Source organism: Aquimonas sp. (genome assembly GCF_044377145.1).
Taxonomy (GTDB): Bacteria; Pseudomonadota; Gammaproteobacteria; order Xanthomonadales; family Xanthomonadaceae; genus Aquimonas.
Genome location: NZ_JBILJQ010000005.1, coordinates 54,548 through 79,754 on the forward strand (window position 1 = coordinate 54,548; position 25,207 = coordinate 79,754).

The 25,207-nt window shown below is 65.0% G+C and carries 24 protein-coding genes; 3 read left to right on the forward strand and 21 right to left on the reverse strand.

Annotation, left to right across the window (positions count from 1 at the left end):
• Window positions 1-6: 6 nt before the first annotated feature.
• The 4 genes from cas7e to cas3 all read right to left on the reverse strand — a co-directional run bounded on the left by cas7e (window position 7) and on the right by cas3 (window position 6,140).
• Window positions 7-1,134 carry a type I-E CRISPR-associated protein Cas7/Cse4/CasC gene (gene cas7e / locus ACIQ7H_RS03020; RefSeq protein WP_395788247.1) on the reverse strand — a complete coding sequence of 376 codons (1,128 nt, stop codon included), beginning with the start codon at window positions 1,132-1,134 and terminating at the stop codon, window positions 7-9.
• A 33-nt stretch (window positions 1,135-1,167) separates the two neighbouring features.
• Window positions 1,168-1,656, reverse strand: coding sequence for a type I-E CRISPR-associated protein Cse2/CasB (gene casB / locus ACIQ7H_RS03025; protein WP_395788249.1), 489 nt, complete (start codon window positions 1,654-1,656; stop codon window positions 1,168-1,170).
• A gap of 3 nt (window positions 1,657-1,659) precedes the next feature.
• A complete protein-coding gene (gene casA, locus ACIQ7H_RS03030) occupies window positions 1,660-3,318 on the reverse strand; it encodes a type I-E CRISPR-associated protein Cse1/CasA (protein ID WP_395788251.1) in 1,659 nt (552 codons plus the stop codon).
• Window positions 3,319-3,383: 65 nt separating this feature from the next.
• Window positions 3,384-6,140, reverse strand: a complete 2,757-nt coding sequence (gene cas3 / locus ACIQ7H_RS03035; RefSeq protein WP_395788254.1) for a CRISPR-associated helicase Cas3' — start codon at window positions 6,138-6,140, stop codon at window positions 3,384-3,386.
• 59 nt (window positions 6,141-6,199) lie between these two features.
• Between cas3 and ACIQ7H_RS03040 the strand changes: the two genes are divergently transcribed.
• Complete coding sequence (locus ACIQ7H_RS03040) at window positions 6,200-6,421, forward strand: hypothetical protein (protein WP_395788256.1); 222 nt, start codon at window positions 6,200-6,202, stop codon at window positions 6,419-6,421.
• Between the two features lie 381 nt (window positions 6,422-6,802).
• On the opposite strand, the gene glnA is transcribed toward ACIQ7H_RS03040, so the two are convergent.
• From glnA to ACIQ7H_RS03070, 6 genes are all read right to left on the reverse strand, one after another.
• Complete coding sequence (gene glnA / locus ACIQ7H_RS03045) at window positions 6,803-8,212, reverse strand: type I glutamate--ammonia ligase (protein WP_395788258.1); 1,410 nt, start codon at window positions 8,210-8,212, stop codon at window positions 6,803-6,805.
• A gap of 167 nt (window positions 8,213-8,379) precedes the next feature.
• Window positions 8,380-9,438 carry an ACR3 family arsenite efflux transporter gene (gene arsB, locus ACIQ7H_RS03050; protein ID WP_395788260.1) on the reverse strand — a complete coding sequence of 353 codons (1,059 nt, stop codon included), beginning with the start codon at window positions 9,436-9,438 and terminating at the stop codon, window positions 8,380-8,382.
• Entirely contained in the window at window positions 9,435-9,836 is a 402-nt protein-coding gene (locus tag ACIQ7H_RS03055) for an arsenate reductase ArsC (RefSeq protein ID WP_395788262.1), read from the reverse strand. Before ACIQ7H_RS03055 ends, arsB begins: the two co-directional genes overlap by 4 nt.
• Window positions 9,837-9,839: 3 nt before the next feature.
• Window positions 9,840-10,187: an ArsR/SmtB family transcription factor gene (locus tag ACIQ7H_RS03060; RefSeq protein ID WP_395788265.1), complete on the reverse strand. Its 348-nt coding sequence runs from the start codon at window positions 10,185-10,187 to the stop codon at window positions 9,840-9,842.
• A gap of 258 nt (window positions 10,188-10,445) precedes the next feature.
• Window positions 10,446-10,649 (reverse strand): hypothetical protein, encoded by a 204-nt coding sequence (locus ACIQ7H_RS03065; RefSeq protein WP_395788267.1) that lies wholly within the window; start codon window positions 10,647-10,649, stop codon window positions 10,446-10,448.
• Between the two features lie 221 nt (window positions 10,650-10,870).
• The gene (locus ACIQ7H_RS03070) at window positions 10,871-12,016 is read right to left on the reverse strand and encodes a response regulator (RefSeq protein WP_395788269.1); all 1,146 of its coding nucleotides are present in this window, start codon (window positions 12,014-12,016) and stop codon (window positions 10,871-10,873) included.
• A 233-nt stretch (window positions 12,017-12,249) separates the two neighbouring features.
• Between ACIQ7H_RS03070 and ACIQ7H_RS03075 the strand changes: the two genes are divergently transcribed.
• A complete protein-coding gene (locus tag ACIQ7H_RS03075) occupies window positions 12,250-13,257 on the forward strand; it encodes a flagellar motor protein MotA (protein WP_395788270.1) in 1,008 nt (335 codons plus the stop codon).
• Window positions 13,254-14,363 carry a peptidoglycan -binding protein gene (locus tag ACIQ7H_RS03080; protein WP_395788272.1) on the forward strand — a complete coding sequence of 370 codons (1,110 nt, stop codon included), beginning with the start codon at window positions 13,254-13,256 and terminating at the stop codon, window positions 14,361-14,363. Before ACIQ7H_RS03075 ends, ACIQ7H_RS03080 begins: the two co-directional genes overlap by 4 nt.
• Before the next feature lie 153 nt (window positions 14,364-14,516).
• Here ACIQ7H_RS03080 and ACIQ7H_RS03085 read toward each other — a convergent pair whose 3' ends face one another.
• The 11 genes from ACIQ7H_RS03085 to cpaB all read right to left on the reverse strand — a co-directional run bounded on the left by ACIQ7H_RS03085 (window position 14,517) and on the right by cpaB (window position 25,143).
• Window positions 14,517-15,365: a pirin family protein gene (locus tag ACIQ7H_RS03085; protein WP_395788274.1), complete on the reverse strand. Its 849-nt coding sequence runs from the start codon at window positions 15,363-15,365 to the stop codon at window positions 14,517-14,519.
• Between the two features lie 232 nt (window positions 15,366-15,597).
• On the reverse strand, window positions 15,598-16,575 hold the full coding sequence (locus tag ACIQ7H_RS03090; protein ID WP_395788276.1) for an NAD(P)H-dependent flavin oxidoreductase: 978 nt from the start codon (window positions 16,573-16,575) through the stop codon (window positions 15,598-15,600).
• Window positions 16,576-16,667: 92 nt separating this feature from the next.
• Window positions 16,668-17,507, reverse strand: a complete 840-nt coding sequence (locus ACIQ7H_RS03095) for an alpha/beta fold hydrolase (protein ID WP_395788278.1) — start codon at window positions 17,505-17,507, stop codon at window positions 16,668-16,670.
• A gap of 57 nt (window positions 17,508-17,564) precedes the next feature.
• The gene (locus tag ACIQ7H_RS03100) at window positions 17,565-18,290 is read right to left on the reverse strand and encodes a TadE/TadG family type IV pilus assembly protein (protein ID WP_395788280.1); all 726 of its coding nucleotides are present in this window, start codon (window positions 18,288-18,290) and stop codon (window positions 17,565-17,567) included.
• 1 nt (window position 18,291) lies between these two features.
• Window positions 18,292-18,795 carry a tetratricopeptide repeat protein gene (locus ACIQ7H_RS03105; protein WP_395788282.1) on the reverse strand — a complete coding sequence of 168 codons (504 nt, stop codon included), beginning with the start codon at window positions 18,793-18,795 and terminating at the stop codon, window positions 18,292-18,294.
• Window positions 18,792-19,151 (reverse strand): DUF192 domain-containing protein, encoded by a 360-nt coding sequence (locus tag ACIQ7H_RS03110; protein ID WP_395788284.1) that lies wholly within the window; start codon window positions 19,149-19,151, stop codon window positions 18,792-18,794. Before ACIQ7H_RS03110 ends, ACIQ7H_RS03105 begins: the two co-directional genes overlap by 4 nt.
• Before the next feature lie 2 nt (window positions 19,152-19,153).
• Window positions 19,154-20,017 (reverse strand): type II secretion system F family protein, encoded by an 864-nt coding sequence (locus ACIQ7H_RS03115; RefSeq protein WP_395788286.1) that lies wholly within the window; start codon window positions 20,015-20,017, stop codon window positions 19,154-19,156.
• Window positions 20,018-20,024: 7 nt separating this feature from the next.
• Window positions 20,025-20,870: a type II secretion system F family protein gene (locus ACIQ7H_RS03120; RefSeq protein WP_395788288.1), complete on the reverse strand. Its 846-nt coding sequence runs from the start codon at window positions 20,868-20,870 to the stop codon at window positions 20,025-20,027.
• Entirely contained in the window at window positions 20,867-22,609 is a 1,743-nt protein-coding gene (locus tag ACIQ7H_RS03125) for an ATPase, T2SS/T4P/T4SS family (protein WP_395788290.1), read from the reverse strand. The genes ACIQ7H_RS03120 and ACIQ7H_RS03125 overlap by 4 nt, the downstream gene beginning before the upstream one ends.
• A 40-nt stretch (window positions 22,610-22,649) precedes the next feature.
• Window positions 22,650-24,116, reverse strand: a complete 1,467-nt coding sequence (locus ACIQ7H_RS03130) for a type II and III secretion system protein family protein (protein WP_395788292.1) — start codon at window positions 24,114-24,116, stop codon at window positions 22,650-22,652.
• Window positions 24,117-24,177: 61 nt separating this feature from the next.
• The gene (cpaB, locus tag ACIQ7H_RS03135; RefSeq protein ID WP_395788294.1) at window positions 24,178-25,143 is read right to left on the reverse strand and encodes a Flp pilus assembly protein CpaB; all 966 of its coding nucleotides are present in this window, start codon (window positions 25,141-25,143) and stop codon (window positions 24,178-24,180) included.
• Window positions 25,144-25,207 lie beyond the last annotated feature (64 nt).

Here is a 25,207-nt window from a genome sequence, read left to right on the forward strand (position 1 = left end):
GGCGGCTCAATCCGCCTGCAGGAAGGCGACCAGCTCGGCCAAGGATCCTGCGTGTTCGCCCAGCAACTCGCGATACTCGCCCTCAACCGCAGCACGCCAGTCATTGCAGGACGGGCCATACATCTGCTCCAAGCTGTCGCGCTTGTCGCGCAATGCGCGAATGGCAGCGGCCGCCATGTCGTCGTCGCCCACGCGCTTCGGATCAGGGCGCAGGTAGGCAAGGTGCAATGATCGCGGCTGCTGGCCGCCACGCTCGCCGAGCACGCAGGATGCATGCGCACGCGAGGCGAAGCTGTTCTGTTTGCCGGTGGGCGCAACCTGGGCAATCGCCTGCACCAGCGCGGCCAGCGCACGGTTACGCAGCGCAACATCCCCACCCAGGTTGCTGTCGAGCAACTCAAGATCGATGCAGACGTACAGGTAGTAGATGCCGGAGCCGAAGCCGGTCTCGCCGATGTGCCCTGCACCACGGTCCTCATCGCCGCGGTTCAGATCATCGACCGCGGTGAAATAGTCGTCCTCAACGGTCGCCTTGTGGACGGTGATTGCATGCGCCACCTGGGCCGCGGCGTCTACATTGAAGGCCGGGCTGGAAGCCAGCATGCGGCCAAACAAAGCGATATCGACGGCAGCCTTGGGCTCGCGCAGGAGTTTGAGTTCATCGTCTTGCGGCGCGCGCTGCTCAGCGCTCAACGTGGCCACAAGCGCATGGATGGCGTGGATCTCTTCCGGCCCGAAATGCGCGAGTTGCGCGATGTACAGGTCGTCGAAGTTCTCGGCTTTGTTCTCACCTTCGCTTTTCTTGTCCGACTCGGGCTTTTTCTCAGCCTCGGACTTTCCGAAGCAGCCGGCGATTGCGCGGGCCCAAACACGCGCCTGCTTTTCAGCCACACCCGCTGCAACCAGTTGCTTGAAGACTTCGACGCCCATCTCTTTGGTGCGCGTGCCGAGGTTGCCATCGAGCGCGGCTCGAAAGCTCTCGGACGTTCGCCAAGCACGTTTCAAGGCTTGGGAAGACACGCGCAGCCGCTGGCTGCCGCCCACGATGGCGCTCTTGGGGCGACCGAGATCATCGCGGTTGAGGTTCGACGGCGGGTAACTGGTCAGGGCATGCAACTGGATGAAACGGCTCATGGTTGATCTCCTCGACAGGGATTTGGGCATGACTCAGGCTTGCGACTTGGACGGCCAGCGATAGGCGTAGACCCACTGCTTGCGGGTCTCGTCATTCCAGTGGAAAGCATCGAACGCGAGCTGCATGGCATCGATGCCGCTTGCGAGCGGCAGCACACGGCGCAGGCGCAACAACAACTCATCCGCCTCGCGCGCCTCCAGCAGCTGGCGAAAGCGCAGCGGCGAAACCGCCACGCTCTCACCCTCGGAGAAGGCGAGCGGCGGTGACTTGTCGCCGCTCTCCTTGATGCTACTGAGCACGCCCGCCACCACGACGAGCCCGTTCGTATTCGCCTGCGTGGTTGACAGCCCCGCCTGCAGCAGTTGGGCGCGCAGCTGATGGAAGCCCGGCACCTGGGTCACCTGCAGAGTAGTGCCGCAGCGACGCAGCTCCGCGCGAGTGCCACGGTCATCCGCAAGCCCCAGCCACCATTTGCGCAACGCCTCACGCGTTTCGCTGCCACGCTCGAATGCTCGGTTCATGGATTACCCCTTCGTTGCAGTGGAAGACTTCTTGCCGCGCCCTTTGGCGGGGGCCCTCTCGACCGGAAGCCCGGCGGCCGCACGCAATTTGTCGCCACGCAGCTGCGAGCACAGCACGCGGTGGGCTGCCGCCAACCGGTCCGGCCGCGATACCTCAACACCTCCGGCCACCGCATGCAGGTCGAACAGGGCCAGCACCTGGCGTTGTACGGCGGCCAGCCAGCCTGCTCGCAAGTCCAGGCTTTGTTCGAACGCCTCACGACCGTGTTGTTTGACCAGCGCACTGGCCTGACCCACACGAACGAAAAATCCAGGCTCACTCGCGCTCCAGAATCCGGCCTCAACAAAACTCAAATCGCCACGTGCATCGGCATCGCCCAGCCAGGCATCGCGCACCGCCCATCGAAGAAGCGCCGCGCCGAGTTCGGCCGTTTCCAGCAGGCGATCCACCAGGCCGCGCAGCGACTCGGCGGCTTCATCCCCCGGCGGGAAATCAAACAGCGGAAAGCGTGATTCGTACCAGCAGCGCGCTTTCATTTTGTCCATGTCGTAGCCGAACGCCCACAGCCGGAACTGCGCGGAGGGCTGCTCGGTCAACAGATCGCGCACTACCGCTGCGGGCTCCACGGATTTGCCCTTCTGCTCCAAACCCAACACCCAGCCCAGCCAGTGCCGATAACCCAGACCACCCTGCTGCGGGTGCATCGGCAGGGCCGGTTCGGTTGGCTTGGTGCGGTAGTAGGGTGACAAGGGATGCCGCCAGGGGCCCTCGTAGTTCATGCCGTAGTTCTTGGTGTGGTAGCGCTCGACGATCATCCGGTCTGTCGCGCCGCAGAGTCCACATGGGCGGGGCGCGGCATCGTTGAAGACCAGCCGGATGCGACGCGGCATGGCCCAGTACATCTGGGCAGGATGGGCATCCAGTGGCTGAGTTTTTTTGCCAGGTTGTAGATGCTGGATGCCGTCGAGCCATGGAAAGACATGCTTGAACTCCGCCCGTTCGGGGTTGGCGTCGACCAGAAAGCGCGATGTCTCACGCACATTGGCCGCAATATCTCGCCAGAGCGCTGGTGCTGCGGCGCCCTCGGCCTCAGGATCGTGAATCAGCAAGGTAGTCAGCGGCCCGCCCCCGCGCAACGAGGTGCGATGCCCCGACCCGCCGGCAGGGGCGTTTGTCATCAGGGTGAACAAGGCCATGGCGGCGCAATGCGTGCACATGGCCGAACCTTGGCCGCGCTTGACGAAATGATCCCGGTTGCGCTCGATGGCCTGCTCGCCCGGCGATTCGATCAACAGCGCAGCGATTCCGTTTTCGGCGGGTTTGTCGGCGGCGCAGAGCGTCAAATCCTGCATAAAGCGCGGGCCTTCACCGTCCAGCTCGAAGGCGTGGATGAAGGGCGCGAAGGCTTGCTCAAGTTCGTCGGGGCTGGGCGGCTTCAGCAGCATCAGCTCGCGGTTCCAACGCTTGCCCGCGAACACCCAGGCCGTTTGCACCAGACCAATCAGGAACTGTGCGAGTGCGCCGTTGAAGTCCGGGCGCGGCGCGTCGAGACGCAGAACCGGACTGGTATCGATGTCTGCCGTCAGTTCATGGGGCGCGATCAGCCGCGACTGGTTGCGAGAGTCGCGCACTGGAATCCAGCGGTCGGTGAGCAGGTTCATGCAGATCCCCCTGTTGCGAGTTGCCCTTGTAGGGCGACGTAATCTCAATTCCTGAGAATGCTGAATCAGTCAACTGTGAGTCCCGCAGTCGAGCTATACCGCCAGCGCGTCTTTCGCCCCGCACTGTCTTTGGATTGGAACACCCAGCCATGTGTGTCGGGGATCAAGGGCACCAACATCGACCACTTGCCTTTGTCCGGCAGCTCGAGACACGTCCTTTCCACTGCCGCACGGTCTGCTGTGGACAGAACGAGTTCACCGACCATCCGGGCCGGCAACCGAAGGCTGCTGGCCTCCCAAGCGTGGTAGGTCTGCGAGTGAGCTGGCTGCAAGTTGGCGCCTTCCCATCGGGCGAATCTCAACGTGCAGCTCGGCTCCCCCAAGCGCGTCTCTGCACCCGCGCTCCACTCGTCCAGGGCCTCAACGCTGGGGCCGAAGTCATCCGACCACCAGTCGCCAAAGTCGCCGCAGCTATAGCCCTGGGCGCGCTTGAGCTGCCGGCTGTGCGCGTGGTTGGTGTCGGCCCAGTCCCTGCCCTCTTGCTGATCGCTTATGGCGCGCAGCCCTGCAGGGATATCGTCCTGCGCGGCTTCGCCAAACACGCCTTCGATCAGGTCGCGGGCATCCTCGGGCATGCAGAAAGCGCCACGCTGCAACAGGCGCGCGCTCAGCCAGATTTGCCCGGTGTTGGCGTAGACGAAGGACGAGCCTCGCGAGAAGGCGCTGTGCCACGTGGCATCGGGGTTCTCGGTCCAGCGGGGCCCGTACACGATCATGCGTGCACCGCCGCGCTGATCAGGCCCGTCAATACGATCGCCCTTGGCATCGCGCCGGTGTCGCTGCAGGCGGCCAGCGCGCTGAACCAGACGATCGATCGGTGCGAGATCACCGATCAGCAGGTCGAAGCAGACATCCAGCGATTGCTCGATCACCTGGGTGCCGATGACCAACCGCCCGCGACGCTGATCGGCTGTGCTGTCTGGCCCGAAGCCTTCAAGGATCTCTTCCTCGATGCGCAAGCGGTCGCCGAGGGTGAAACGCGCGTGGAACAGGCTCAGCCGATCGCTTGTTAGCTCGCTTGAGAAGCGCCGCCAGGCATCGATAGCCTCACGAACGGTGTTACGGATCCAGCATACGCAACGCCCCGCCTGCAGCGCCGCACGTATCTCGGCGTCCACGGCAGCGCAGTCGTCGAGGTAGTCGATCTCGACGCGCCGACGCACGCTGGGCCGGGTGTCTACGTGCACCTCCAGCGGAATGGTTGAACCCGCTCGGGTAGCCAGCGGGTAGTCCGCCGCCTGCAGCGGCACGGCCTTGAGCCCAAGGCCGCGTTCATACGCGCGCACCAGGGCCTGCCGCATGTGGCGGGGCAGCGTAGCAGAGAGCAGGATCGCGCTGCCGCCTGCCGCTGCATGGAATTCAAGCAGGCACTCCAGCAGGCGCTGCATGTAGGGGTCGCAGGCATGTACCTCATCAACGATCAGTACCTTTCGGAACAGTCCGAGCAGCCGCAACGACTGGTGCTTTGCATGCAGCACCGCCAGCAGCGCCTGATCGATGGTGCCCACACCCACCTGGGCCAGCAGCGACTTCTTGTTGCTGTCAGCCAGCCACGCCGCACAGCGGGCACTGGCGGTGTCTGCTTCCTCCAGCCCGTCGGCTTCAACCACGCCACCGGCGAGGATGCTGGTGGTGTAGGCCTCCACCAGATCACGCTGCCCATGCGCAAGCGTCAGGCTGGGTCGGCTACCGGGCTTGAACAGGCGCGGACTGATCTGCTGGATTCGGCGGTACATCGCATTGGTGGTCGCCATGGTGGGCAGCCCCATGAACACCCCATCCGCCTGCCCGACTGACATCAGGCGGTGCGCCAATACCAGCGCCGCCTCGGTCTTGCCTGCGCCCGTTACGTCTTCCAATAGGTAGAGCTGCGGGCCCTCAAGCATCTCCACCCGTTCTGCCCAGGCCTGCAGCGGCGTGGGCTGAAGCACGTCAGTGCCGGCTCGGGGCCAGTCGAAAAGCTCAGCCAGCGAGTGCGGCGACGCGCTTGGGCATGGCTGCAGCCCGGATCGCTCCAACGCCGTCTGGGCGATTGTCTGCGCCCGCGTCCAGTAGCCCGACATGGGCATCGGCTCAGCGTGGTAGGTGAAGTGCGCAGTGTTTGAGCCCAGCCAATCAGACAGCACGGCAAGGCCGGCCAGCCACCACGACAGCTCCCGCCCCGTGTCTTCAAGCGCCTCGGGGCCAAGTGCGAGAACCCGCGCCAGCCGATCATCTGGCAGCAGTAGTTGTCGCACCTGCCTGATGTAGTCGGCAGCGGCGACTTCGTCGGCGAGTTTGAAGTGCTGATCGCGGTGGATCGTACGCGCCTGCGGCGGCTGACCGTGGTGGCCGGTGACTGCGGCCACCCAGGGCGCGAACGCCCGCCGCCACAGGCTGCGCTCATCGCCTAGGCCGAGCGCGTCCTGGCGAACCAGCAGCGAATCCTTCCAGAGGAAGTCACCAAGGGTGTCGTGACGCACGGTGTACGCGAGCGTGGCGCTGCGCTGCTGCAGACGATTGAGCAGATCGGGGCGAAGGTTCTGGAAGGTGGTCGCGAACTTGCCGAGATCGTGCAGCGCATGCCAGAAGCACAGCCAATCCAGGGTGAGATCGGGCGCGAGATGCATTCTGTCTGCGAACAACCTGAGCAAGCGCGGGTGCGCCTGGAGATAGGTTCGAGCCATCGCCGCCACGTCGAGCGAGTGGTACGGCAGGGGATGCCAGTTGTGCGAATCTGGCAATCGAGGATCTGCCTTGCCCCAGTAGTGAAATGGGTCCACAGCGCTTCTTTCCTGAGCGAGGTGAGCTTGAGCAGTTGCCTGAGACGCAGGTGTGGTCAATGTCTCAGGCCTGTGGTGCCCGTGTCAGCGCGGCGTGCTTGATTCTGCAAGGTGATGCGCCAGGAGCAGCGCTGAAAAACACCCGCGTACTTGCCAAGGTCGTGCCAGCGCCCGGCAAGCTCTGCCAGCGCTTGCGCGCCGAAGCAGGCGCCGAACGTGCCGGCGCGGGAGGCAACGCCATCGAGATGGTCGACCAGCGCTTGGAAGCGCCAAGCGCCTGACTCGGTTTGGCTGGCCCTTGCGTACACAGTCACCGCAGTTCCCCCGCTTCGACGTGCCCCAGAGGGGGCGCATTCGTTCGACCATACGGGGTTCGACCCGGTGCTGCTGCTGCTAGATGTTACAGGCTGGTCTGTGGCGTTGCTGGCGCCGGATCTGCGGGCTCCGCGGTGCTCGGTGTCGGATGCGCTGCGCTTGTCCGACCGACCCGGGGCCGAGTCGCTGGGTGTTGGATGCGCTGCGCTCATCCGACCCACGCGAGCAGGGCTGGGTTGCGCAGGTATGTGCCTGCGTCTGCTGGAACCCAAAAGAAACGGGGCCTGCTTGCGCAGGCCCCGCTTGTTCACCGATCGAACCCTGGGGAGGGTGTGGGTCGGATGTGCTTACAGGCTGTAGTACAGCTGGTACTCCAGCGGGTGGGTGGCTGCGCGGAACTTGGTGACTTCCTGCATTTTCAGGGCGATGTAGCCGTCGATGAAGTCGTCGCTCATCACGCCACCGGCCTTGAGGAAGTCGCGGTCCTTGTCGAGTGCTTCCAGCGCCTGGTCGAGGCTGTGGCAAACGGTGGGGAAGTTCTTCTCTTCCTCGGGCGGCAGGTCGTAGAGGTCCTTGTCGCTGGGCTCGCCCGGGTCGATCTTGTTCAGTACGCCGTCCAGGCCGGCCATCATCAGCGCAGCAAAGGTCAGGTAGCCGGAGTTCATCGGATCCGGGAAGCGCATTTCGATGCGGCGCGCTTTCGGGTTGCTGACGAAGGGAATGCGGCAGCTGGCCGAGCGGTTGCTGGCCGAATAGGCGAGCATCACCGGAGCCTCGTAGCCGGGCACCAGACGCTTGTAGCTGTTGGTGGTGGAGTTGGCGAAGGCGTTGATGGCGCGGGCGTGCTTGAACACGCCGCCGATGTACCACAGCGCCATCTGCGACAGGCCGGCATAGCCGTCGCCGCTGAACAGGTTGACGCCGCCCTTGGCCAACGACTGGTGTACGTGCATGCCGCTGCCGTTGTCGCCGACGATCGGCTTGGGCATGAAGGTGGCGGTCTTGCCGTTGCGGTGGGCAACGTTCTTGACGATGTACTTCAGCATCGTCAGTTCGTCGGCCTTCTTCACCAGGGTGTTGAACTTGGCGCCGATCTCGCACTGGCCGGGGCCGGCGACTTCGTGGTGATGCACTTCGACTTCAATCCCGACCTGCTCCAGCAGGCGGCACATTTCGGCGCGGATGTCCTGCAGCGAATCGACCGGCGAAACGGGGAAGTAGCCGCCCTTGACGCCGGAGCGGTGGCCAGAGTTGCCGCCGTCGTACTTGCGCCCGCTGTTCCAGGCTGCTTCTTCGGAGTCGACCTCGAACATCGCGCCGCTCATGTCGTTCTTGTAGCGAACGGAGTCGAAGATGAAAAACTCGGGCTCGGGGCCGAAGAAAGCGGTGTCGGCCAGGCCGGTCGACTTCAGATAGGCCTCGGCGCGCTTGGCCACGCCGCGCGGGTCGCGGGTATAGCCCTGCATGGTCTTGGGGTCGAGGATGTCGCAGATCAGCACCATCGTCGGGTCCGCGGTGAATGGATCGATGTAGGCGGTGCTCGGATCCGGCAGCAGGACCATGTCGGATTCGTTGATGCCACGCCAACCCGGGATGGAGCTGCCGTCGAACATTTTGCCGTCCTCGAACAGGGCGGGTTCGAGCACGCGCACCGGGAAGGTGACGTGGTGCTGAACGCCACGCACGTCGGTGAAGCGCAGATCGATCCACTCGATCTCGTTGTCCTGGGCCAGCTTCTGTACCTGTTCGAACGACATGAAACGCTCCGCGGGTTGGGGGTGTGCTGCGGTTGCAGCAATCATCGTGCCAACCGGAGCACGGGCTCAAGCCTTTGCTTTATTTGCATATTCCGGTGCGGCCCCGAGGGCGCCGCACCGATTCGGGGATGACCTGCGCGCGTTTCGCACCACCCAGGTGCTTTCGATCAGCCGACGCTACGGGTGTACCAGCCCTCACCGCGGCGGATCATCGTTACCAGCCACAGCATCACCGGTACTTCCACCAGCACGCCCACTACCGTGGCCAAGGCCGCGCCCGAGTGCAGGCCGAACAGGCTGATCGCCACTGCGACCGCCAGCTCGAAAAAGTTGCTGGTGCCGATCAGGGTCGAGGGCCCGGCCACGCAGTAGGGCACCTTCAGCCGATGGTTCAGGCCGAAGGCGATGGCGGCGATCAGATAGGCCTGCAGCACGATCGGCACCGCCAGCATCACGATGATCAAGGGCTGGGCCAGGATCTGGCCGCCCTGGAAACCGAACAGCAGCACCAGGGTTGCGAGCAGGGCGAGTATCGACAGCGGGTTCAAGCGGGCCAGTGTGCTGGCAAGACGCGCTTCACCGCCGCTGGCCAACAGCCAGCGCCGCCAGATCTGCGCGACCAGCACCGGAATCAGGATGTACAGGCCGACTGAGAGCAGCAAGGTCGCCCAGGGCACGCTGATCGCCGAGACCCCGAGCAGCAGGGCGACGATCGGTGCGAACGCCACCACCATCACCGCATCATTGAGCGCGACCTGGCTCAGGGTGAAGTTGGGTTCGCCATCGACCAGGTTCGACCACACGAACACCATCGCGGTGCAGGGTGCGGCGCCGAGCAGGATCAAACCTGCGACGTAGCTGTCGAGCTGGTCGGCCGGCAGCCAGGCGGCAAACAGTCCGTAGATGAACAACCAGCCCAGGGCCGCCATGGTGAAGGGCTTGATCAACCAGTTCACCGCCAGGGTGACGCCGATGCCACGGGCCTGGCGGCCCACTTCACCCATCCGCGCGAAGTCGATCTTCAGCAGCATCGGGATGATCATCAGCCAGATCAGCGCCGCCACCGGCAGGTTGACGTGCTCGACCTCCATCGCCACCAGCGCAGTGAACGCGCCGGGCATCAGCTCGCCGAGGCCGATGCCGACAATGATGCAAAGCGCCACCCACAGGCTGAGATAGCGGCCGAACAGATCGAGCCCGGGCCGCGCTGCGGTGACGGTGCTCATGCGGGTGTGCCGAGTTCGGTCAGCAGGGTTTTGACCCGCTGCGAGATGTCGTCGCGCACTGCGCGGTAGGCGTCATCTTCCATGTGCTTGGGGTCCTGCAGGGCCCAGTCTTCGCGCCGCTTGGCCGGCACCCACGGGCAGGAATCGCCGCAGCCCATGGTGACCACGGCATCGAAGTCGATGCCGTCGATCTCCTCCAGTGATTTCGATCGGTGGCCGCTCAGGTCGTAGCCCACTTCGCCCATGAACCGTGCCGCCTTCGGGTTGATGACGCCAGAGGGCTTGGAGCCGGCGCTGTAGGCCTCGATGTGCTCACCGCCGTGAATGCGCGCAAAGGCCTCGGCCATCTGGCTGCGGTTGGCGTTTTCGACACAGACGAACAGAACTTTGACGGTCATGGCTCAGGCTTCCGGGGCGGTGCGGGGTGGGCAGCTGGCCGCGACGGGGCTGCAGTCGGCGCCGGCGCAGCAGTTTTCGGTGAGGTAGGCGAGCAGGGCGTTCATCTGTTCAAAGTCGGCGCCAAGTTGGATGTGGCGGCCATCGCGCTGATCACGCACCAGGCCGGCCGCGCGCAGCTGGTTCAGATGCGCGCTCAGGGTCGGGCCGGGAATGCCGAGTCGATCACGCAGATCGCCCACGCCCAGCCCGACCGGCCCGGCCTGAACCAGGGCGCGGAAGGCTGCGAGGCGGTGCTCCTGGCTGAGTGCGCGCAGGCAATCGAGGGCGGCGTCGGTGTTCATATGTTTCATATTTTGAGAATTATCGAATGGTAGCTGCAAACAATGACGGCCGGACAGCTGCCTGTCCGGCCGTGAGCGCTGGCTGGGGTGGGAGCCCTGCTCCGAAGCGTTGCTGCGATGCCCTACGGCAACATCGCAACACCTCGAAGCAGCTGCGCTTGGCCATCCTTGGCCGCGGTCGTCGCACCCTCCATGGGCTTCGACCGAAAAGACCAACAGCTCCGGGGCTGTTGATCCGCAAGCCGTCCTGGCCTGCGGTGGGGTGCTCTAGCGGACGCTGAACGGGCTGCAGCGCATGCTCGGCACGTAGCGGCGCGTTTGCGCATATCCGCTGCTGGTGCCGTAGCCGATGCCGAAATCACGTGCGCGGTAGCGCTCGTGCGATTCAGTGTCCGAAGCGACCGGATGACGCAGGGCCTCGGCTGTGACCGGCAGCGAGCGCTGGGGGCTGGGCGGGTGGGCGCTGTTCATGGGTGTCTCCGTGATGTGGTGTGCTGGTAAACTACCACACCAGAGTGGAAACACATAGGCCGAAAGTCCCGGACGCTGCGGAACTCGGATTTCATTGGGTTTCGATTCAGGCAGGCGCCGCGGTGGCGCGCGCAGCCACAGGCTCGCAAAAGCGCGGTATTGGCGGCTTCAGCCGTGTCTACACGGCCAACAGGGTGCGCAAGTGGGGTGCCGCAAGGACTTCAGCCGACGCCGAGGCGCCTGGCCAGCGCGCGCGCGCGGCGGGCGCGGCTGATGACGCCGGTTACCAGATGACGCGGCTGGATCGGCTTGGTGAAGAAGTCGTCGCCGCCGGCGGCGAGCACATCGAAACGCACGTCCTGCTCGTGATCACCCGACAGGAACACGATCGACAGCAGCTCGCTGCCCGGCAGGGCGCGGATGCGCGAGGCGATTTCGATGCCGTCGATGCCGGGCATGTACAGGTCGAGCAGGACCACTTCGGGCTGGAACTCCTGCACCGCCTCGATCGCCAGATCCGGGTCCATGCAGGCCCGCGTCTGTACGTTCTGGCTGCGCAGGACGGCCTCGCAAAACAGAATCTGACTGCGGTCGTCATCGACGATCAGCACCCGGAACGGCCGCGCCTGACCCGGCTGCAGGGCCTCGGCGACCCGCGTGGCCAGCGCCTCCACACCGTCGGCATGGCGAATCACGTCGTCGGCGCCGGCGCGCAGGGCGAACATGCGCTCGTTCGGGTCGGCGTTGCGGGTCAGCACCAGCAAGGCGATTCGGCGATCCTCGCTGCGGTAGGTGTGGCCGAAGGCGCGCGCGCGGCGTGCGTATTCGGGCAGCTCGGAGGCATCGATCAACACCGCATCGACGGCGCCGCTGACCGGCGACTCAAGAGCCAGCTCGACGTTGTCGCGGGTCTGCACCTCGATGCCGGAATCGTGCAGACGCTCCGCCAGCAGCGGGCCAAGCGTCGCGTCGTGACTGATCAGCAGCAGGATCGGGCATACCTCGGACAGGGCCGGTGCAGGCTCAACGGTCAAGGGCAACAGATCGAGCGGCACGCCGGGTGCGAGGTCTTCGCACAATCGGCGTAGCCGCTGACGCTGGCCCGCATCGGGCTGACGCCCCTCTTCCGCGAACGAACACAGGTAGACCGACAGCGCGATCGCGTGCTCACACAGCTCGGCGTCGCCCTCACTGTCGGCCGCGTGTACCAGTTCGTCCAGCTGCTCGTGCAGGTCGAGCGCGCGCTTGGGTTCCCAGTTTCCAAGCAGCACACGGCCAAAATCCTGCACCCACGCGGCAACCCGCCCGGCCGTCGAGGACGCCGGATTCGGGCTGATGTCGAATGGAAGTTGAGGCGCCGAAGACATGGATTGATCCGCAAGCGTGCAACGCCACTGTGGACGGCTGCACCGGTGGGTGAGTTTCGCGAAGTCTAGCAAGGACTTCCGTGTGCCCGGTCGGCGAATTGCCCGCCGGGCCGCATGCGGGGATGCCTGCACACCGTGTGCCACCCGTTCAGCTGGCAGGGAACAAACCCGCCGGCCGCACCCGCATGCTTGCGCGTCCGCGCCACGCGCCATCCCAATACTGGAGAACCCTGATGAGCCAACCGATCCGTGTCCTTCTCTGGATCCTCGGCGTGCTGATCCTGCTGGCGCTGGTGGCCGCCGGGCTGATGCAGCCTCTCAGTGCGGCATTCGGCGCCACGCCGGTGTTCAACGGGGTGATCGTCGCGGTGTTCGTGGTCGGCCTGGCGGTGAACCTCGCCCAGGTGTTGCGCCTGCAGCGCGAGGTGAAGTGGATCGAGAGCCTGCGGCGCTCCGGCCCCGACCGCGCCGCACAGGGCACGCCGGTGCTGCTGGCGCCGATGGCGAAGATGTTCGGCAAGAACGAGCGCAAGCCGCAGAGTTTCTCCACCGCCTCCACCCGCACCATCCTCGACAGCGTCTATCTGCGCCTTGAGGAACAGCGCGATCTATCGCGCTATCTGATCGGCCTGCTGATCTTCCTCGGCCTGCTCGGCACCTTCTGGGGCCTGCTGATCACCATTGGCTCGGTCAGCGAGATCATCGGCGGGCTGTCCGGTGGCAGTGATGCGGCGGCGATGTTCGAGACCCTGAAGACCAGCCTGCAGCGTCCGCTGTCGGGCATGGCCACCAGCTTCTCGACCTCGCTGTTCGGCCTCGCCGGTTCGCTGGTGCTCGGCCTGACCGACCTGCTGACCGGCCGCGCCGCCAACCGCTTCTACAACGAACTCGAAGAATGGCTGTCCGGCATGACCCGGCTGTCGGCCGGTGGCATCGGCAGCGGTGAAGGCGACACCAGCGTGCCGGCCTATGTGCAGGCGCTGCTGGAGCAGACCGCCGATGGCCTGGAGCGGATGCAGCGTGCCATCGTCGAAAGCGAACGCGAGCGTCGCAGCGCCAATGAACAGATGGTCGAGCTCAGCACCCATCTGGCGCGGCTGGCCGAGACCCAGACCGAACTTCGCGGCGCGCTGAAAGCGCTGGGCCAGAACAATGGCCTGAACGAGGACCTGCGCGCCGAGTTCCGTCTGCTAGGACGCACCATCGCGGCGGCCTCGGAGCCGCGTCGAGGCGGCGCATGAGTACGCTTGCCGCGCGCCGCCGCCGCGGCGTCGACTTCTGGCCCGGCTTCGTCGATGCGCTGTCGGCCCTGCTGATGGTGCTGGTGTTCCTACTGCTTGTTTTCAGCGTTGGCCAGTTCGCCCTGACCGACGCACTGTCGGGCCGCGACCGCGCGCTCGACGCGCTCAACCGCGAACTTGCAGAACTCGCCAGCGCGCTGTCGATGGAGCGCGGTGCGAAAACCCAGGCGCTGACCGAAGTCGGTGAGCTTTCAGCCAGTCTGTCGACCAGCGAGTCCGCACGCGCCCAGCTGCAGCTCGACCTCGACAGCACACGCACCACCCTGACCGACAGCGAACAGCAGCGCGCGCAGCTGACCGCCGACGTCAACGCCCTCGCTGAGCTGAAACGCCAACTTGAGGCTGAGCTGGCCTCGCGACTGGCCGAGCTGGAACAGAATACCGAGCGGCTGGTGGTGCAGACCGATCTGTCGGCCAAAGCTGCGGCGCAGGCCGAGCTGCTGAACCGCCAGCTGCTTGCCCTGCGCGAGCAGATGGAGCGCATCGAAGCGGCGCTGGCGACTGCGGAAACCACCGGCAAGCAGAAGGACGTCGAGATCGCCGAACTCGGTGCCCGCCTGAATCTGGCCTTGGCTGACCGCGTCAACGAGCTGACGCGCTACCGCTCGGAGTTCTTCGGCAAACTGCGCGCTGCGCTCGGTAATCGCGCCGATATCCAGATCGTCGGTGACCGCTTCGTGGTGCCTTCGGAGCTGCTGTTCCCAAGCGCCTCCGCCGAACTCAATCTGGCCGGCAGCGATCAACTGATGCGGCTGGCCGCAACGCTGAAGGAAGTCACCGCACAGATTCCCGCCGACATCGACTGGGTACTGCGCATCGACGGCCACACCGACCGCCGCCCGATCAGCACCGGCCGCTTCCCGTCGAACTGGGAGCTGTCCTCGGCACGCGCGATCGCGATCGTGAAGTTCCTGACCAATGCCGGCATCGCCCCGCAGCGCCTGGCCGCCAACGGCTTCGGCGAACACCACCCGCTGGACCCGGGCGGTAGTGAAGAGGCCTTGGCGCGCAATCGGCGGATCGAGATTCAGCTGACGAATCGGTAGCGGTGCGGTTTCGGGATTCGGGATTCGGGATTCGGGATTGCCGAGGGTAGGCAAGTAGAGGCGGTGCGATGCTTGGGTCGTTGAAGGACGCTGGCCGCGGCGCTCGATCCCGCCGCGCATTGCTCCGAATCCCGAATCCCGAATCCCGGCCCTTCAAACCTGCAGCGGCCCGAATTTGCCGGCCTGGTAATCCGCAATCGCCTGGTGGATCTCATGCGCATGGTTCATCACGAACGGGCCGTGCTGGACGATCGGCTCGCGCAGCGGCCGTCCCGCCACCAGAATCAGGCGTGCAGCCGACTCGGGCGCTGCGACCTCCACGGTGTCGCCCTCCGACAGCAGAGCCATCACATCGGTGCTGACCGGCTGCCCGGCCAGCGCGGCCTTGCCTTCGAACACATAGGCGAATGCGGTATGTCCGCTGGGCACGGGCACGCTCAGGCTCGCTCCGGCCGGTAGCGCGATATCGAGATACAGCGGCGAGGTCGCCGCGGCATCGACCGGGCCCTTCACGCTGGCGAACTCGCCTGCCAGCACGCGAACCTTGGCGCCGGCCAGCGGCTCGAATTCGGGGATACGCTCGGGCGCGATGTCCTGGTAGCGCGGCGCCGTCATTTTGTCGCGCGCCGGCAGGTTGATCCACAGCTGGAAGCCCGACATACGGCCTTCCTCCTGCTCGGGCATTTCGGAGTGGATCAAGCCACGACCGGCGGTCATCCACTGCACAGATCCCGAGGTCAGCAGGCCTTCGTTGCCCTGGTTGTCGCGGTGACGCATCCGGCCTTCGAGCATGTAGGTGACGGTCTCGAAGCCGCGATGCGGATGGTTGGGGAAGCCCGCGATGTAGTCAGCAGCCTGTTCCGAACCGAAGTGGTCCAGCATCAGGAACGGGTCGAGATTGCGCAGCTCGGGAATACCGATCACCCGGGTCAGCCGCACGCCGGCGCCATCGGACGTCGGCATGCCGCGGACCAAACGGGTGACACGACGGGGCTGGCTCATGTGCGGTCTCCTGTGGAATCGGTGGAAGACCGCAAAGATGGATGTCGGCCGCGGCGGCGACAAGGCGCATGGATGCAACGCTGCGTTGTGCGCCCCGCCCTGCGCTGCGTGCCAGAGAAAGGCTGAGTGCTGCAGGCGCCTTCATCGGCACGCCCAAGGGGCTCGGCATGGATGCCCTGATCCGGCCGTCACACCCGCATCGTCCGCGCCCATCCTCAGGGTTGGATCTGCGCTAGCGAAACGCGATCTGGCCCATGCGTGCTGCCGCCTCGTGGTACTCCGCCTGCAGCTTGAGCACCAGCGCATGCGTGGACAGCACCGAGTCGATGCCACCGACGCCCTGCCCCGCGCCCCAGATGTCCTTCCAGGCCTTGGCATCGGTGTTGCCGCCCGAGCCGAAATCCATCGTGGTCTTGTCGGCTTCGGGCAGGTTGTCGGGATCGAAACCGGCGCGGGCGATGCTGGGCTTGAGGTAATTGCCCTTGACCCCGGTGAACAGCGAGCTGTAGACGATGTCTTCGGCGCGGGTATCGACCAGCATCTGCTTGTAGTCGTCGACCGCACGCGCCTCGCTGGTGGCGATGAAACGGGTGCCGAAGTAGGCAAGATCGGCCCCGAGCGCCTGCGCGGCGAAGATGTCTGCGCCACTGGCCATCGCACCGGACAGTAGGATCGTGCCGGGATAGAACTGCCGAATCTCACGGATCAGCGCGAACGGGCTCAAGGGCCCGGCGTGGCCACCGGCGCCGGCGCACACTGCGATCAAGCCGTCGACGCCTTGGGCAGCGGCCTTCTCCGCGTGGCGGCGACTGATCACATCATGGAAGACCACGCCGCCGTAGCTGTGCACCGCCGCCACCACTTCCGCCGGCGGCGACAGGCTGGTAATCACCACCGGCGCCTTGTGCTTCACCACCAGGGCGATGTCATCGGCCAGCCGATTGTTGCTGGCGTGCACGATCAGGTTGACCGCGAACGGGGCGATTGGATCAGCCACGGTCGCCGTGGCATGGGCGGCGGCGAGCTCCTCGCTGAGCTGGGTCAGCCACTCGTCCAGTTGCGCCAGCGGCCGTGCGTTCAGCGAGGGAAAGCTGCCAACCACGCCGGCTTTGCACTGTGCCGCAACCAGCTCGGGGCCGGAGACGATGAACATCGGGGCGCCCACCAGGGGCAGTCGGAGGCGGCCTTCGAGCACGGCGGGAATGGGCATGCGGTTCTCCTTCGCAACATTGAGTGAGCCCGTGTGGCTGCCGCAAGGAGTGTCGGGCAGGCTCGGGCCGGGTGGTTGGCGTGTCTGGCGTTCTAGTCCAGACGCTCAAGAAAGTCCTCGACGGCGGCGTTGAAGGCGTCGTTGTCGTCACCCGCAACCATGTGGCCAGCCCCGCGGACATCGACGAATTCGGCCGAGGGAATCAGCCGCAGAAAGTCCTGCACGCCCTGCTCGCTGACCATCTCGCTGCGCGCGCCGCGCACCAGCAGAGTTGGCACTCGCACGGCCGCGGCGGCGGCTTCGAAACGGGTGATTGCCGGTTCGGGATCGGGCACGCGTTCACCGGCCAACAGCTGCGGATCCCAGTGCCAGCGCAGGCGGCCGTCGCTGCCCTCGCGCAGGTTCTTACGCAGGCCGCTGCTGGAACCGGGCCGCGTGCGGTGCGGCAGATAGGCTGAGACCGCCGCGGCGGCCTCGTCCAGATTTGCAAAGCCATCCGGGTGGGCCAGCATGAAGCGCACGATCTGCATCACACCCTCGCGTTCCAGCCGCGGCACCACGTCGACCAGCACCAAGGCGCGCAGCGGCAGCAACGGTGCTTCGCCGGCCACCAGCAGGGCGGTCAGGCCACCGAGCGAGGCCCCGACCAAAGCAGGCGGTTGTTCCTGTGTGGCGATCACGGCACGCAAGTCAGCGACGAAGGCATCGAAACCGTAGTCACCGTCCGGCGCCCACTGGCTGTCGCCGTGGCCGCGCAGATCAAGGCTGATCACGCGCCGACCCGCTCCGACCAGGTCGGCTGCAGCGTGACGCCAGGCGTGCCGGGTCTGTCCACCACCGTGCAGGAGCAGGATCGGCGTGCCGTGCTCAGGGCCACCAATGCTTGCGGCGAGCTGCAGGCCCAGCGCGCCGGCGAATTTCTGGGTTTCCATCCGCGCATGCTCGGGCCTGCGCCACGGCCCGTCAATACGCCAAGGTATGGAATCGCCTCAGTTGGGCAGGTCGCGGAACACCGCAGGCGACTGCATGCGCGCCACTGAGCTGCTTCGCAGCAGCACGTAGTAGCCACCGTTGATCGCGGCATATGCGGAACACTGCGGCGGGTTCGACAGCGGCCAGTTGATCACCCCAGCGATCACCCGATCGAAGGCAGGCACCAGCATCCGTTCGCACCAGTAGGTTTCAATCTTGAGCAGGTTGGCATCCTGGACGGTCATTGGCACCCGCACGCCATTGATCTGGACCTGACGCACGGTGGCATCGCGCCACAGCAGGTTGTCGTTGGGCAGAACATCCTGGCCGCGCTCGTTCGAATCAAGGCTGGTCCGCACGGTCTGACGCTGGCGAAACTGCCGGAATACATCGCGGCTCGGGCTGATGATGCGCACCCCGCCGCCGCCGGTAGCCAATCGCACCTCGGCGCGCCCGTAGGCTGCGAGTACACCGCCTGCATCGCGGCTGCGCGACAGGTGTGGCGCCATGCCCTGGGCGAGGCCTATCCGCATGCGGTCGACGCGAGCGTTGTAAAGCGCGCCCTGCTGGGCGGCCTCGAAGGTAGCGGCATCGAGAATCGCTCGCGCCCGATACAGCATGCTCAGCTCGAACACCCCGCCGACCAGCAGGCCGAATACCGGCAGGATGATGATCATTTCGACCAGCGAAGCACCACTGTGCAAGCGCCTGCCAAAACCACGACGACCTTGGTCTGCGTTCATCTCAATGCCCCTCCGTAACCTCGGCGGCGGTACTGCCGACCACACGGCGTCGGAACGCCTCCAGCTGGGCGGCCTGGGTTGGATCCTTGACGAACTGGACGCTCTGTTCGAGCGTGTCGGACGACATTTTTACATAGGTCAAGGCCAGATTGTTCCAGCAGCGAGCATCCTCGGGGCTGTACTTGATGCACTCGCGGAAGCTCAGTGCAGCAGCATCCAGCTCACTGTTGCGCAGTTGGGTGTTGCCGAGGCGCAGCAGCGCATGCGAGGAACGCGGATGCGCCCTGAGCAGGCGCCGATAGAGCTGCTCGGCATCCAGCAATCGACCTTCGGCATAGGCCTGGTCAGCCCGCTCCTGCAGCTCGATCAAGCTGTCTTCGCCCACAGTGGCGGCCGCGGAGATTGGTGCGGATTGATCTCGCGCCGGTGCGGCAGCGCAGCCAACCAGTGCAGCAGCAAAGCCAAGCACAAGCAGCCGCACCGAAAGCAGCAGGGGACGGTTCATTGGGGGCTCCTGAATTCCAGACGGTCGCCCACACTCAGGCCCGCACTCTCGATTGCGCCAACACACACCTCCAGCGTGGTGTCGGCGCGCGGACACATCCGTGCCTGCAGCGGCTTGACTCGCGCGCACAGTCGGATGACCTCGCCCCTGTTGATGAACACCAGATCCAGCGAATAGCGCATGCCGAACATGTGCACCGCCGAGCAACGGTCGAACCACAGACCCGAATCCGCAGCAAGCGGGGCCGTGCCGAGCAGTCCGCGCGCGCGCGCCGCAAATCCGACCGGCCGACGCACCCGGGCGAACAGGACACCCCGCTGCGGGCAGCGGACCTCGCCGTGCTGGTAGGCGAACATGCCTAGACCTCGTACAGAAACTTCATCGCAATCGGAAAGCCGAGCACGATGAAGGTGGTGGGAAAGATGAAGGCCACCAGCGGAAACACCAGCTTCACCGGCGCTTCGAGCGCCAGCTTTTCGGCGCGCTGGAAGCGCTCTACGCGGCGCTGGTCGGCCTGGATCCGCAGGGTTTGTCCAAGGCTTGCGCCGGTTCGCTCAGCCTGCGCCAGCGCCGATGCAAAAGAATGGATCTCACGGATGTCGAGCCGGTCCGCCATGGCGCGCACTGCATCCATTCGCGACATGCCAGCTTTGACATCACGCAGCACCTTCTGCAGCTCGACCCGCAGCGGCCCATCCGGGCCCTTGTCCACCGCTTGGGCAAATGCGCCCGACAGGTTCATGCCGGCCTCGACCGCCATGGTGATGAAGTCCAGAAACATCGGCAGCGCGCGGATGATTTTCTTCTCGCGGTGCTTGCGCAGGTCATTGACCTTCATCAGCGGGAAGACCCAGCCGAGCAGCACCGCCAGCAGCACATAGAGGACATTGACCTCGCCCAGCAGCCAGGCGCACAGCAGGGCAGCGAGGCCAAAGCCCAGCGCGGAGACGAAGCGCAGGGCGATCATCTGCACCGGCGTCATCATGTATTCCATGCCGGCCTTGCGCATTTTCAGGCGGGTCTGTTCCACCTGTTCAACCGGCACGTAGTCGCCAAACTGCTGCACCAGCAGGTTGACCATGGGCCAGATCAGACGCAGCAGAGGCGGCAAGGGATCGAGGAAGGTTCGATCGTCCTCGCGGATCGAGCGACGGATGTTGCGCAAGGAGACCGCAGCCACGATCACGGCCAGAGCGGTCAACAGGGCGATGAGGGCGCTCATGGGATTCTCACACGTCGATGTTGACGATCTTGCGGATGAAGAAATAGCCGACCGACAGCACGATGATGACGACGGAAACGGTGATCCAGCCGAACACTTCGGTAAACATCCTGCCCATATGGGTCGGCTCCATGTAGTACAGCACGCCACCGAGAAAGATCGGCAGCAGGGTCATCACCATGCCCTGCATCCGCCCCTGCGCCGTGAGCGCGCGGATCTTGCCTTCCATTTCCAGCTTGCGACGCAGCGTATCGGCGAGACGCTCGAGCGTTTCGGCGAGGTTGCCGCCGATCTCGCGTGAGATACGCATGCCGGCGACCACCAGTCGAAGCTCTTCGCTGGGCACGCGGCCCAGCAGGCTCGCCAACGCATCTTCGTAGCTCACACCCACCCGCACTTCGCGCAGGAACAGGCCCCATTCCTGACTGATCGGACCGCGGGTCTCCGCCACCAGAATCTCGATCGCCTGCACCACGCTGGCGCCAGCTTTCATCGCACCCGCCATTGACTGCAGGGCCTCGGGCAGTTGGGTCACGAACTGCTGCAGACGGCGAGCTTTGAGCACGCGAAAGATCACGCCTGGCACGAACCCGGCGATCACCGCGACGATCAGCGCAAGCACGAACAGCCCACTGAACGCCCAGACAATCAGCAGCGCAAAGGCGATCAGGGCAAGATTGATCCGGTACAGCGCGTTCGGATCGATGAACAGGAACAGGTCCCGCATCGAGGCGGTGGCGCTGGTGGTGAACACCTTCTGGTAATCGGTGGCAGCACTGCGGAACGCGCGCACGCCAAGCAGGCCGAGCAGCATGCAGCAGATTGCGAAGCCAACACTGATCAGCAGGGTCATCCCTGATCCTCGGCTTTCTCGAAGATGGTGAGATCGACACGCTCGCCACGCGCGCGCAGCTTTTCGTAGAACTCCGGCACCAGCCCGGTGGGCTCGAAGCAACCCTGCACTCTGCCGCGTTCGTCATATCCGGTCTGCCGAAACCGGAAAATCTCCGCCAGCTGGACGCGACCACCTTCGACGCCAGTGACCTCCGCGATGGACGTCACCTTGCGCTGGCCGCAGGAAAAGCGAGTCTGCTGAACAATGAGATTCACGGCGGAAGCGATCTGTTCACGGATGGCGATCGAGGGCAAATCCATGCCCGCCATCATCACCATCACCTCAAGGCGCGCGACGCAGTCACGTGGGGAGTTGGAGTGGGCCGTGGTCAAGCTACCGTCATGGCCGGTGTTCATGGCCTGCAGCATGTCGAGCGCTTCGCCGCCACGACACTCGCCGACGACGATCCGGTCTGGCCGCATGCGCAGGCAGTTCTTCACAAGGTCGCGGATCCTGACCTCGCCTTTGCCCTCCTGGTTGGGCGGGCGCGCTTCCAGCGACACCAGGTTGGGCTGTGGCAACTGCAGTTCCGCGGCATCTTCGACGGTGACCACGCGCTCGTTGAAGGGAATGAAGCCCGCCAGCACGTTCAGCAGAGTTGTCTTGCCTGACCCGGTTCCCCCGGAAATCACCGCATTGCGTTTGGCCAGCACTGCCGTGCGAAGCACGGTGGCCATGGCATCACTCATGGACCCGAAGCCCACCAGTCGCTCGATGGTCAGGCGCTCCTTCATGAACTTTCGGATGGTGATGCACGGCCCCTTCAGAGCCAGCGGCGGGATCACCGCGTTGACTCGGGATCCATCTCGGAGTCGTGCGTCGACCATCGGCGAGCTTTCGTCGATGCGCCGGCCCAGCGGACTGACGATGCGCTCGATCGCGGCCAGCACGGCCTGATCGTCGGTAAAGGTGACCTTGGATTTCTCTAGACGACCCGCGCGCTCATAAAAGATCTGGTCCGCCGCGTTCACCATGATCTCGCTGACGTCGTCATCGTCGATCAGCTCTTCGAGCGGGCCGAGCCCGACGGCCTCGTCGACAACCTGCTTCTTGAGGGCGGGACGGGACAGCTCCCGTGGCAGGTCGGTCTGCGCCTGCAGGATCTGATCCAGCAGATCTTCGGTCGCCTTGCGCAGGGCCTCGTGCGACATCTGGTTGACGGCCAGACGACGCAGGTCCATCTGCTCCAGCAGGGTCTTGTGCAGGCGTCGTCGCCATTCGACGGTGAGCGCCGAGATGCGCGCCGCTTCCGGACCTTCGGCGTCAACCTCTGTGTCGGCTTCAGCATGCGCAACCGGCTGGGGCGCCGATTGGGGCGATGGTCTGGTCGTGTGCGCAGCGACCGCTGCGGGCTGTTTGGGCGCTGAGACCGCAGCCGGTGCGATGACGGGCGTCAACGGCGGGCGGGCATCGGCTTCGTTGGCCGGCACATAGCGATTGGTCGGCGGCTTGATCCGGATCAGATAGCCGTGAATTTCGATCACGTCGTCGCCGGACAAAGGCCCGAAACTCTGCACGCGATTGCCGTTGACGCGCGTGCCTGCGCCGGTACCGTGGTCCTCGACGAACACATCGGCGCCCACCAGACGCAGACTTGCGTGGCGTTTGCCGACCTGCCATCCGTGCAGAACGATGTTGTTGTCCGAAGACTTGCCGATCCGGCACAGCTCTTCCGAGACCAGCTCATTGCTGATCAAGGTGCCTTTCACCGTGGAGACGCTGATCTGATACACGCAGTTACTCCGCCAGGGCGCCTTCGAGGATCTGCTGTTCGACCAGACCGCGGAGTCGACGCGTGGTCTCCTCGACGCGCTCGCCGGGCTTGTCCGCGTTTTCGACGATCATCGGCGTGACCATCACCACCATCTCGGTCTTGCGGTCCTGGAAGTTTCTGGACTTGAACAACTCGCCCAGCACCGGGATCTGTGAGAGCCCGGGAACGCCGTTCATGTTGCGCACTTCGTCGGCTGAGACCAGACCCGAGATGATCATGGTTTCGCCGGACTTGAGCGTGACCGTCGACTCGGTTTCGCGCTTCAGCAGGCCGGGCACGTCGGCGATGATGTTGGCACGGTCGATCGTGCTGATCTCGGCCTTGACAACGGTTTGGATATTGCCGGCGAGATCGGCCGTCGGCTGGATCTCAAAGCGGATGCCGTAGGGCTTGAACTCCACACCCGGTTGGCCGAACTGGCCGATCACCGGATACGGAAACTCACCGCCGGCGAAGAACACTGCAGGCTCACCGCTGCGGGTGCTGAGGTTGGGTTCGGCCAGGGTGGTGGCCTCGTTGTCGAGCTTCAACATGTCGACGGCGGAGAAGATACGGGTCGTCCAGCCTGCGTAGGCGAACCAGCGCGCGTCGTCCACCCGGATGTTCTGAACCATTTCGCCGAGCCCGTTCGGGACGACCCGGAACCGGGTATTGGCGATCGCGGCACCGGTGCTGCCAATCGAGGGGCCGGCGAAGCTTGCATCCCAGTTGAGGCCAATCCGGCGGCTGGATTCGCGGTTGACTTCAAGTATCCGCAGCGCGACGCGCACCATCGGCGCGGCGGTGAAGCGGGTGGTTCGGACCAAGGACACGGCGTTGGGGAAATCCCGGAGGGCGAGCTGGTAGCGGTTGAATTCCGATTCGGCGACCTCGCCTTCGACAATCATGACGCCATCCACCTCACGCACGCTGACCCCGCTGAAACTGCTCATCACCAGTTCGATGGGTGCGGTGGCCGGTTCGATCAGCGCGACCACGCCTGGAATCTGGGCGATCAGGCTGCGTACCGCGTCCAGCTGGCTGCGCGGTACCCGGCCATCGGCGACCACCACGCCATTGATGGCGCGCACCCGCGCTTCCGGGAACTCCGCCAGCAGCGCACTGACGGTTCCAACCACCACCGCGATATCACGCGGGTGGATGGTGACCGAGTACTGCAGTTCGCGCCCATCGCGCAGCCACACCCGCAGGTCCGTGGTGCCGGGCTCGATGCCCACCAGCAACAGACGACCACCCTCGAGCATAGATGAACCGAGCGAGCGGTCATTGCCCACCACCAGACGCTCGACCTCGCCGATTTGCATCAGCTTGACGCCACCGGCATGCAGCTCCAGGTATTCAGTGGCCAGCGCCTGCGTAGAAACCACCAGACTCAGGGCCAGCGCAGCCAGAATCCGCAAAAATCCATTGCCACGACCACGATCAAACACCTAGCACTCCCCCAATGGTTAGCTGCACCCCAGCAGCAGCCGCAGCGCTGCCAGGTTTGAATCAGTTTGCGGTGGACGGCTCAGCAGATGCCGCTTCAGGCTCGCCCGCGGCCGCATCGGGTGCCGGTGGCGTGGCTGCAGTCGGCAGTCTGCGTTCGGTTCGACCCGCGACCACACGGCTACTGGGCTGCAGTGTCCCACCCTGGCTTTGCGAGCCGGAGAAGTACTCGTAGCCATCACTGCGGCCGCCGCCCAGAACTCCGTCCGCGCTCAGCGTCGAGGCCTGCAGCGGGCCCTCGTCACTGCGATTGCGCAGCAGCACCACCACGCTGCCCATGTCCTTGGCCAGCAGCAGCTGCGTCGCCTGCTCGGCCGACACGCCGACCGTCACGGTCGAGTACATATTGTCAGGATCATCTTCACCTGCAGGCAGGTCAGCGTCACGCGTCGCCAAAGGCGTTTGTCCGGTGGCCAGCACGCGCACGTTTTCAACCAGGGGCACCAGTTGCTGGCGCGCGCCCTCCGAGCCACTGCCGCCTTCCAGCACCAGCAGCAGATCGATTCGATCGCCGAAGGTCAGCATGCCGTCGTTCGATTTGATCGAATCGACAGGCAAGGTGATCGCGCGCTCGCCCTCCTCCAGCAAGTCCGAAAAGCGTTCGGCGTTGATGCCGGAGGCGAAATGGGCCAGCAGCGGCTCACCGGGGGACATCGGCGCCAGCAAAACACGATTGGCGAAGCTATCGAACTGGCTCGGGTCGACTGCACTCATTGAAAGGTGGCCGATCGGCACCGAAGCGACCGCCATGTTCTCGCCCGAGATCACCGCGCCCGCGGCAAGCTCGACGGTTGCCACCACCACGTCGCGGCGCTGCTCCTGCTGACCGAGCAACTCATCGGCCAGCGCCTTCTCGCGCGATTCGAGGTAGTAAGAGCTCGCCATGAACGCCACCGCACCCAGCACAACGGCGCCGACCAGCAAGCCCCAGCTCTGTCCGACCGTCGTGATTTTCTGCTTGACATTCATGGTGTAGCGAATCCTTGTGCCGGGCCCGGATCAGGCCCAGTCGATGCGATGGGAACAGACTGCC

Bases quoted from the DNA above. Each gene is read 5' to 3' on its own strand.
- cas7e (WP_395788247.1), bottom strand. From the start codon at position 1,134: ATGAGCCGTTTCATCCAGTTGCATGCCCTGACCAGTTACCCGCCGTCG.
- casB (WP_395788249.1), bottom strand. From the start codon at position 1,656: ATGAACCGAGCATTCGAGCGTGGCAGCGAAACGCGTGAGGCGTTGCGC.
- casA (WP_395788251.1), bottom strand. From the start codon at position 3,318: ATGAACCTGCTCACCGACCGCTGGATTCCAGTGCGCGACTCTCGCAAC.
- ACIQ7H_RS03040 (WP_395788256.1), top strand. From the start codon at position 6,200: ATGTCTCAGGCCTGTGGTGCCCGTGTCAGCGCGGCGTGCTTGATTCTG.
- glnA (WP_395788258.1), bottom strand. From the start codon at position 8,212: ATGTCGTTCGAACAGGTACAGAAGCTGGCCCAGGACAACGAGATCGAG.
- arsB (WP_395788260.1), bottom strand. From the start codon at position 9,438: ATGAGCACCGTCACCGCAGCGCGGCCCGGGCTCGATCTGTTCGGCCGC.
- ACIQ7H_RS03055 (WP_395788262.1), bottom strand. From the start codon at position 9,836: ATGACCGTCAAAGTTCTGTTCGTCTGTGTCGAAAACGCCAACCGCAGC.
- ACIQ7H_RS03060 (WP_395788265.1), bottom strand. From the start codon at position 10,187: ATGAAACATATGAACACCGACGCCGCCCTCGATTGCCTGCGCGCACTC.
- ACIQ7H_RS03065 (WP_395788267.1), bottom strand. From the start codon at position 10,649: ATGAACAGCGCCCACCCGCCCAGCCCCCAGCGCTCGCTGCCGGTCACA.
- ACIQ7H_RS03070 (WP_395788269.1), bottom strand. From the start codon at position 12,016: ATGTCTTCGGCGCCTCAACTTCCATTCGACATCAGCCCGAATCCGGCG.
- ACIQ7H_RS03075 (WP_395788270.1), top strand. From the start codon at position 12,250: ATGAGCCAACCGATCCGTGTCCTTCTCTGGATCCTCGGCGTGCTGATC.
- ACIQ7H_RS03080 (WP_395788272.1), top strand. From the start codon at position 13,254: ATGAGTACGCTTGCCGCGCGCCGCCGCCGCGGCGTCGACTTCTGGCCC.
- ACIQ7H_RS03085 (WP_395788274.1), bottom strand. From the start codon at position 15,365: ATGAGCCAGCCCCGTCGTGTCACCCGTTTGGTCCGCGGCATGCCGACG.
- ACIQ7H_RS03090 (WP_395788276.1), bottom strand. From the start codon at position 16,575: ATGCCCATTCCCGCCGTGCTCGAAGGCCGCCTCCGACTGCCCCTGGTG.
- ACIQ7H_RS03095 (WP_395788278.1), bottom strand. From the start codon at position 17,507: ATGGAAACCCAGAAATTCGCCGGCGCGCTGGGCCTGCAGCTCGCCGCA.
- ACIQ7H_RS03100 (WP_395788280.1), bottom strand. From the start codon at position 18,290: ATGAACGCAGACCAAGGTCGTCGTGGTTTTGGCAGGCGCTTGCACAGT.
- ACIQ7H_RS03105 (WP_395788282.1), bottom strand. From the start codon at position 18,795: ATGAACCGTCCCCTGCTGCTTTCGGTGCGGCTGCTTGTGCTTGGCTTT.
- ACIQ7H_RS03110 (WP_395788284.1), bottom strand. From the start codon at position 19,151: ATGTTCGCCTACCAGCACGGCGAGGTCCGCTGCCCGCAGCGGGGTGTC.
- ACIQ7H_RS03115 (WP_395788286.1), bottom strand. From the start codon at position 20,017: ATGAGCGCCCTCATCGCCCTGTTGACCGCTCTGGCCGTGATCGTGGCT.
- ACIQ7H_RS03120 (WP_395788288.1), bottom strand. From the start codon at position 20,870: ATGACCCTGCTGATCAGTGTTGGCTTCGCAATCTGCTGCATGCTGCTC.
- cpaB (WP_395788294.1), bottom strand. From the start codon at position 25,143: ATGAATGTCAAGCAGAAAATCACGACGGTCGGACAGAGCTGGGGCTTG.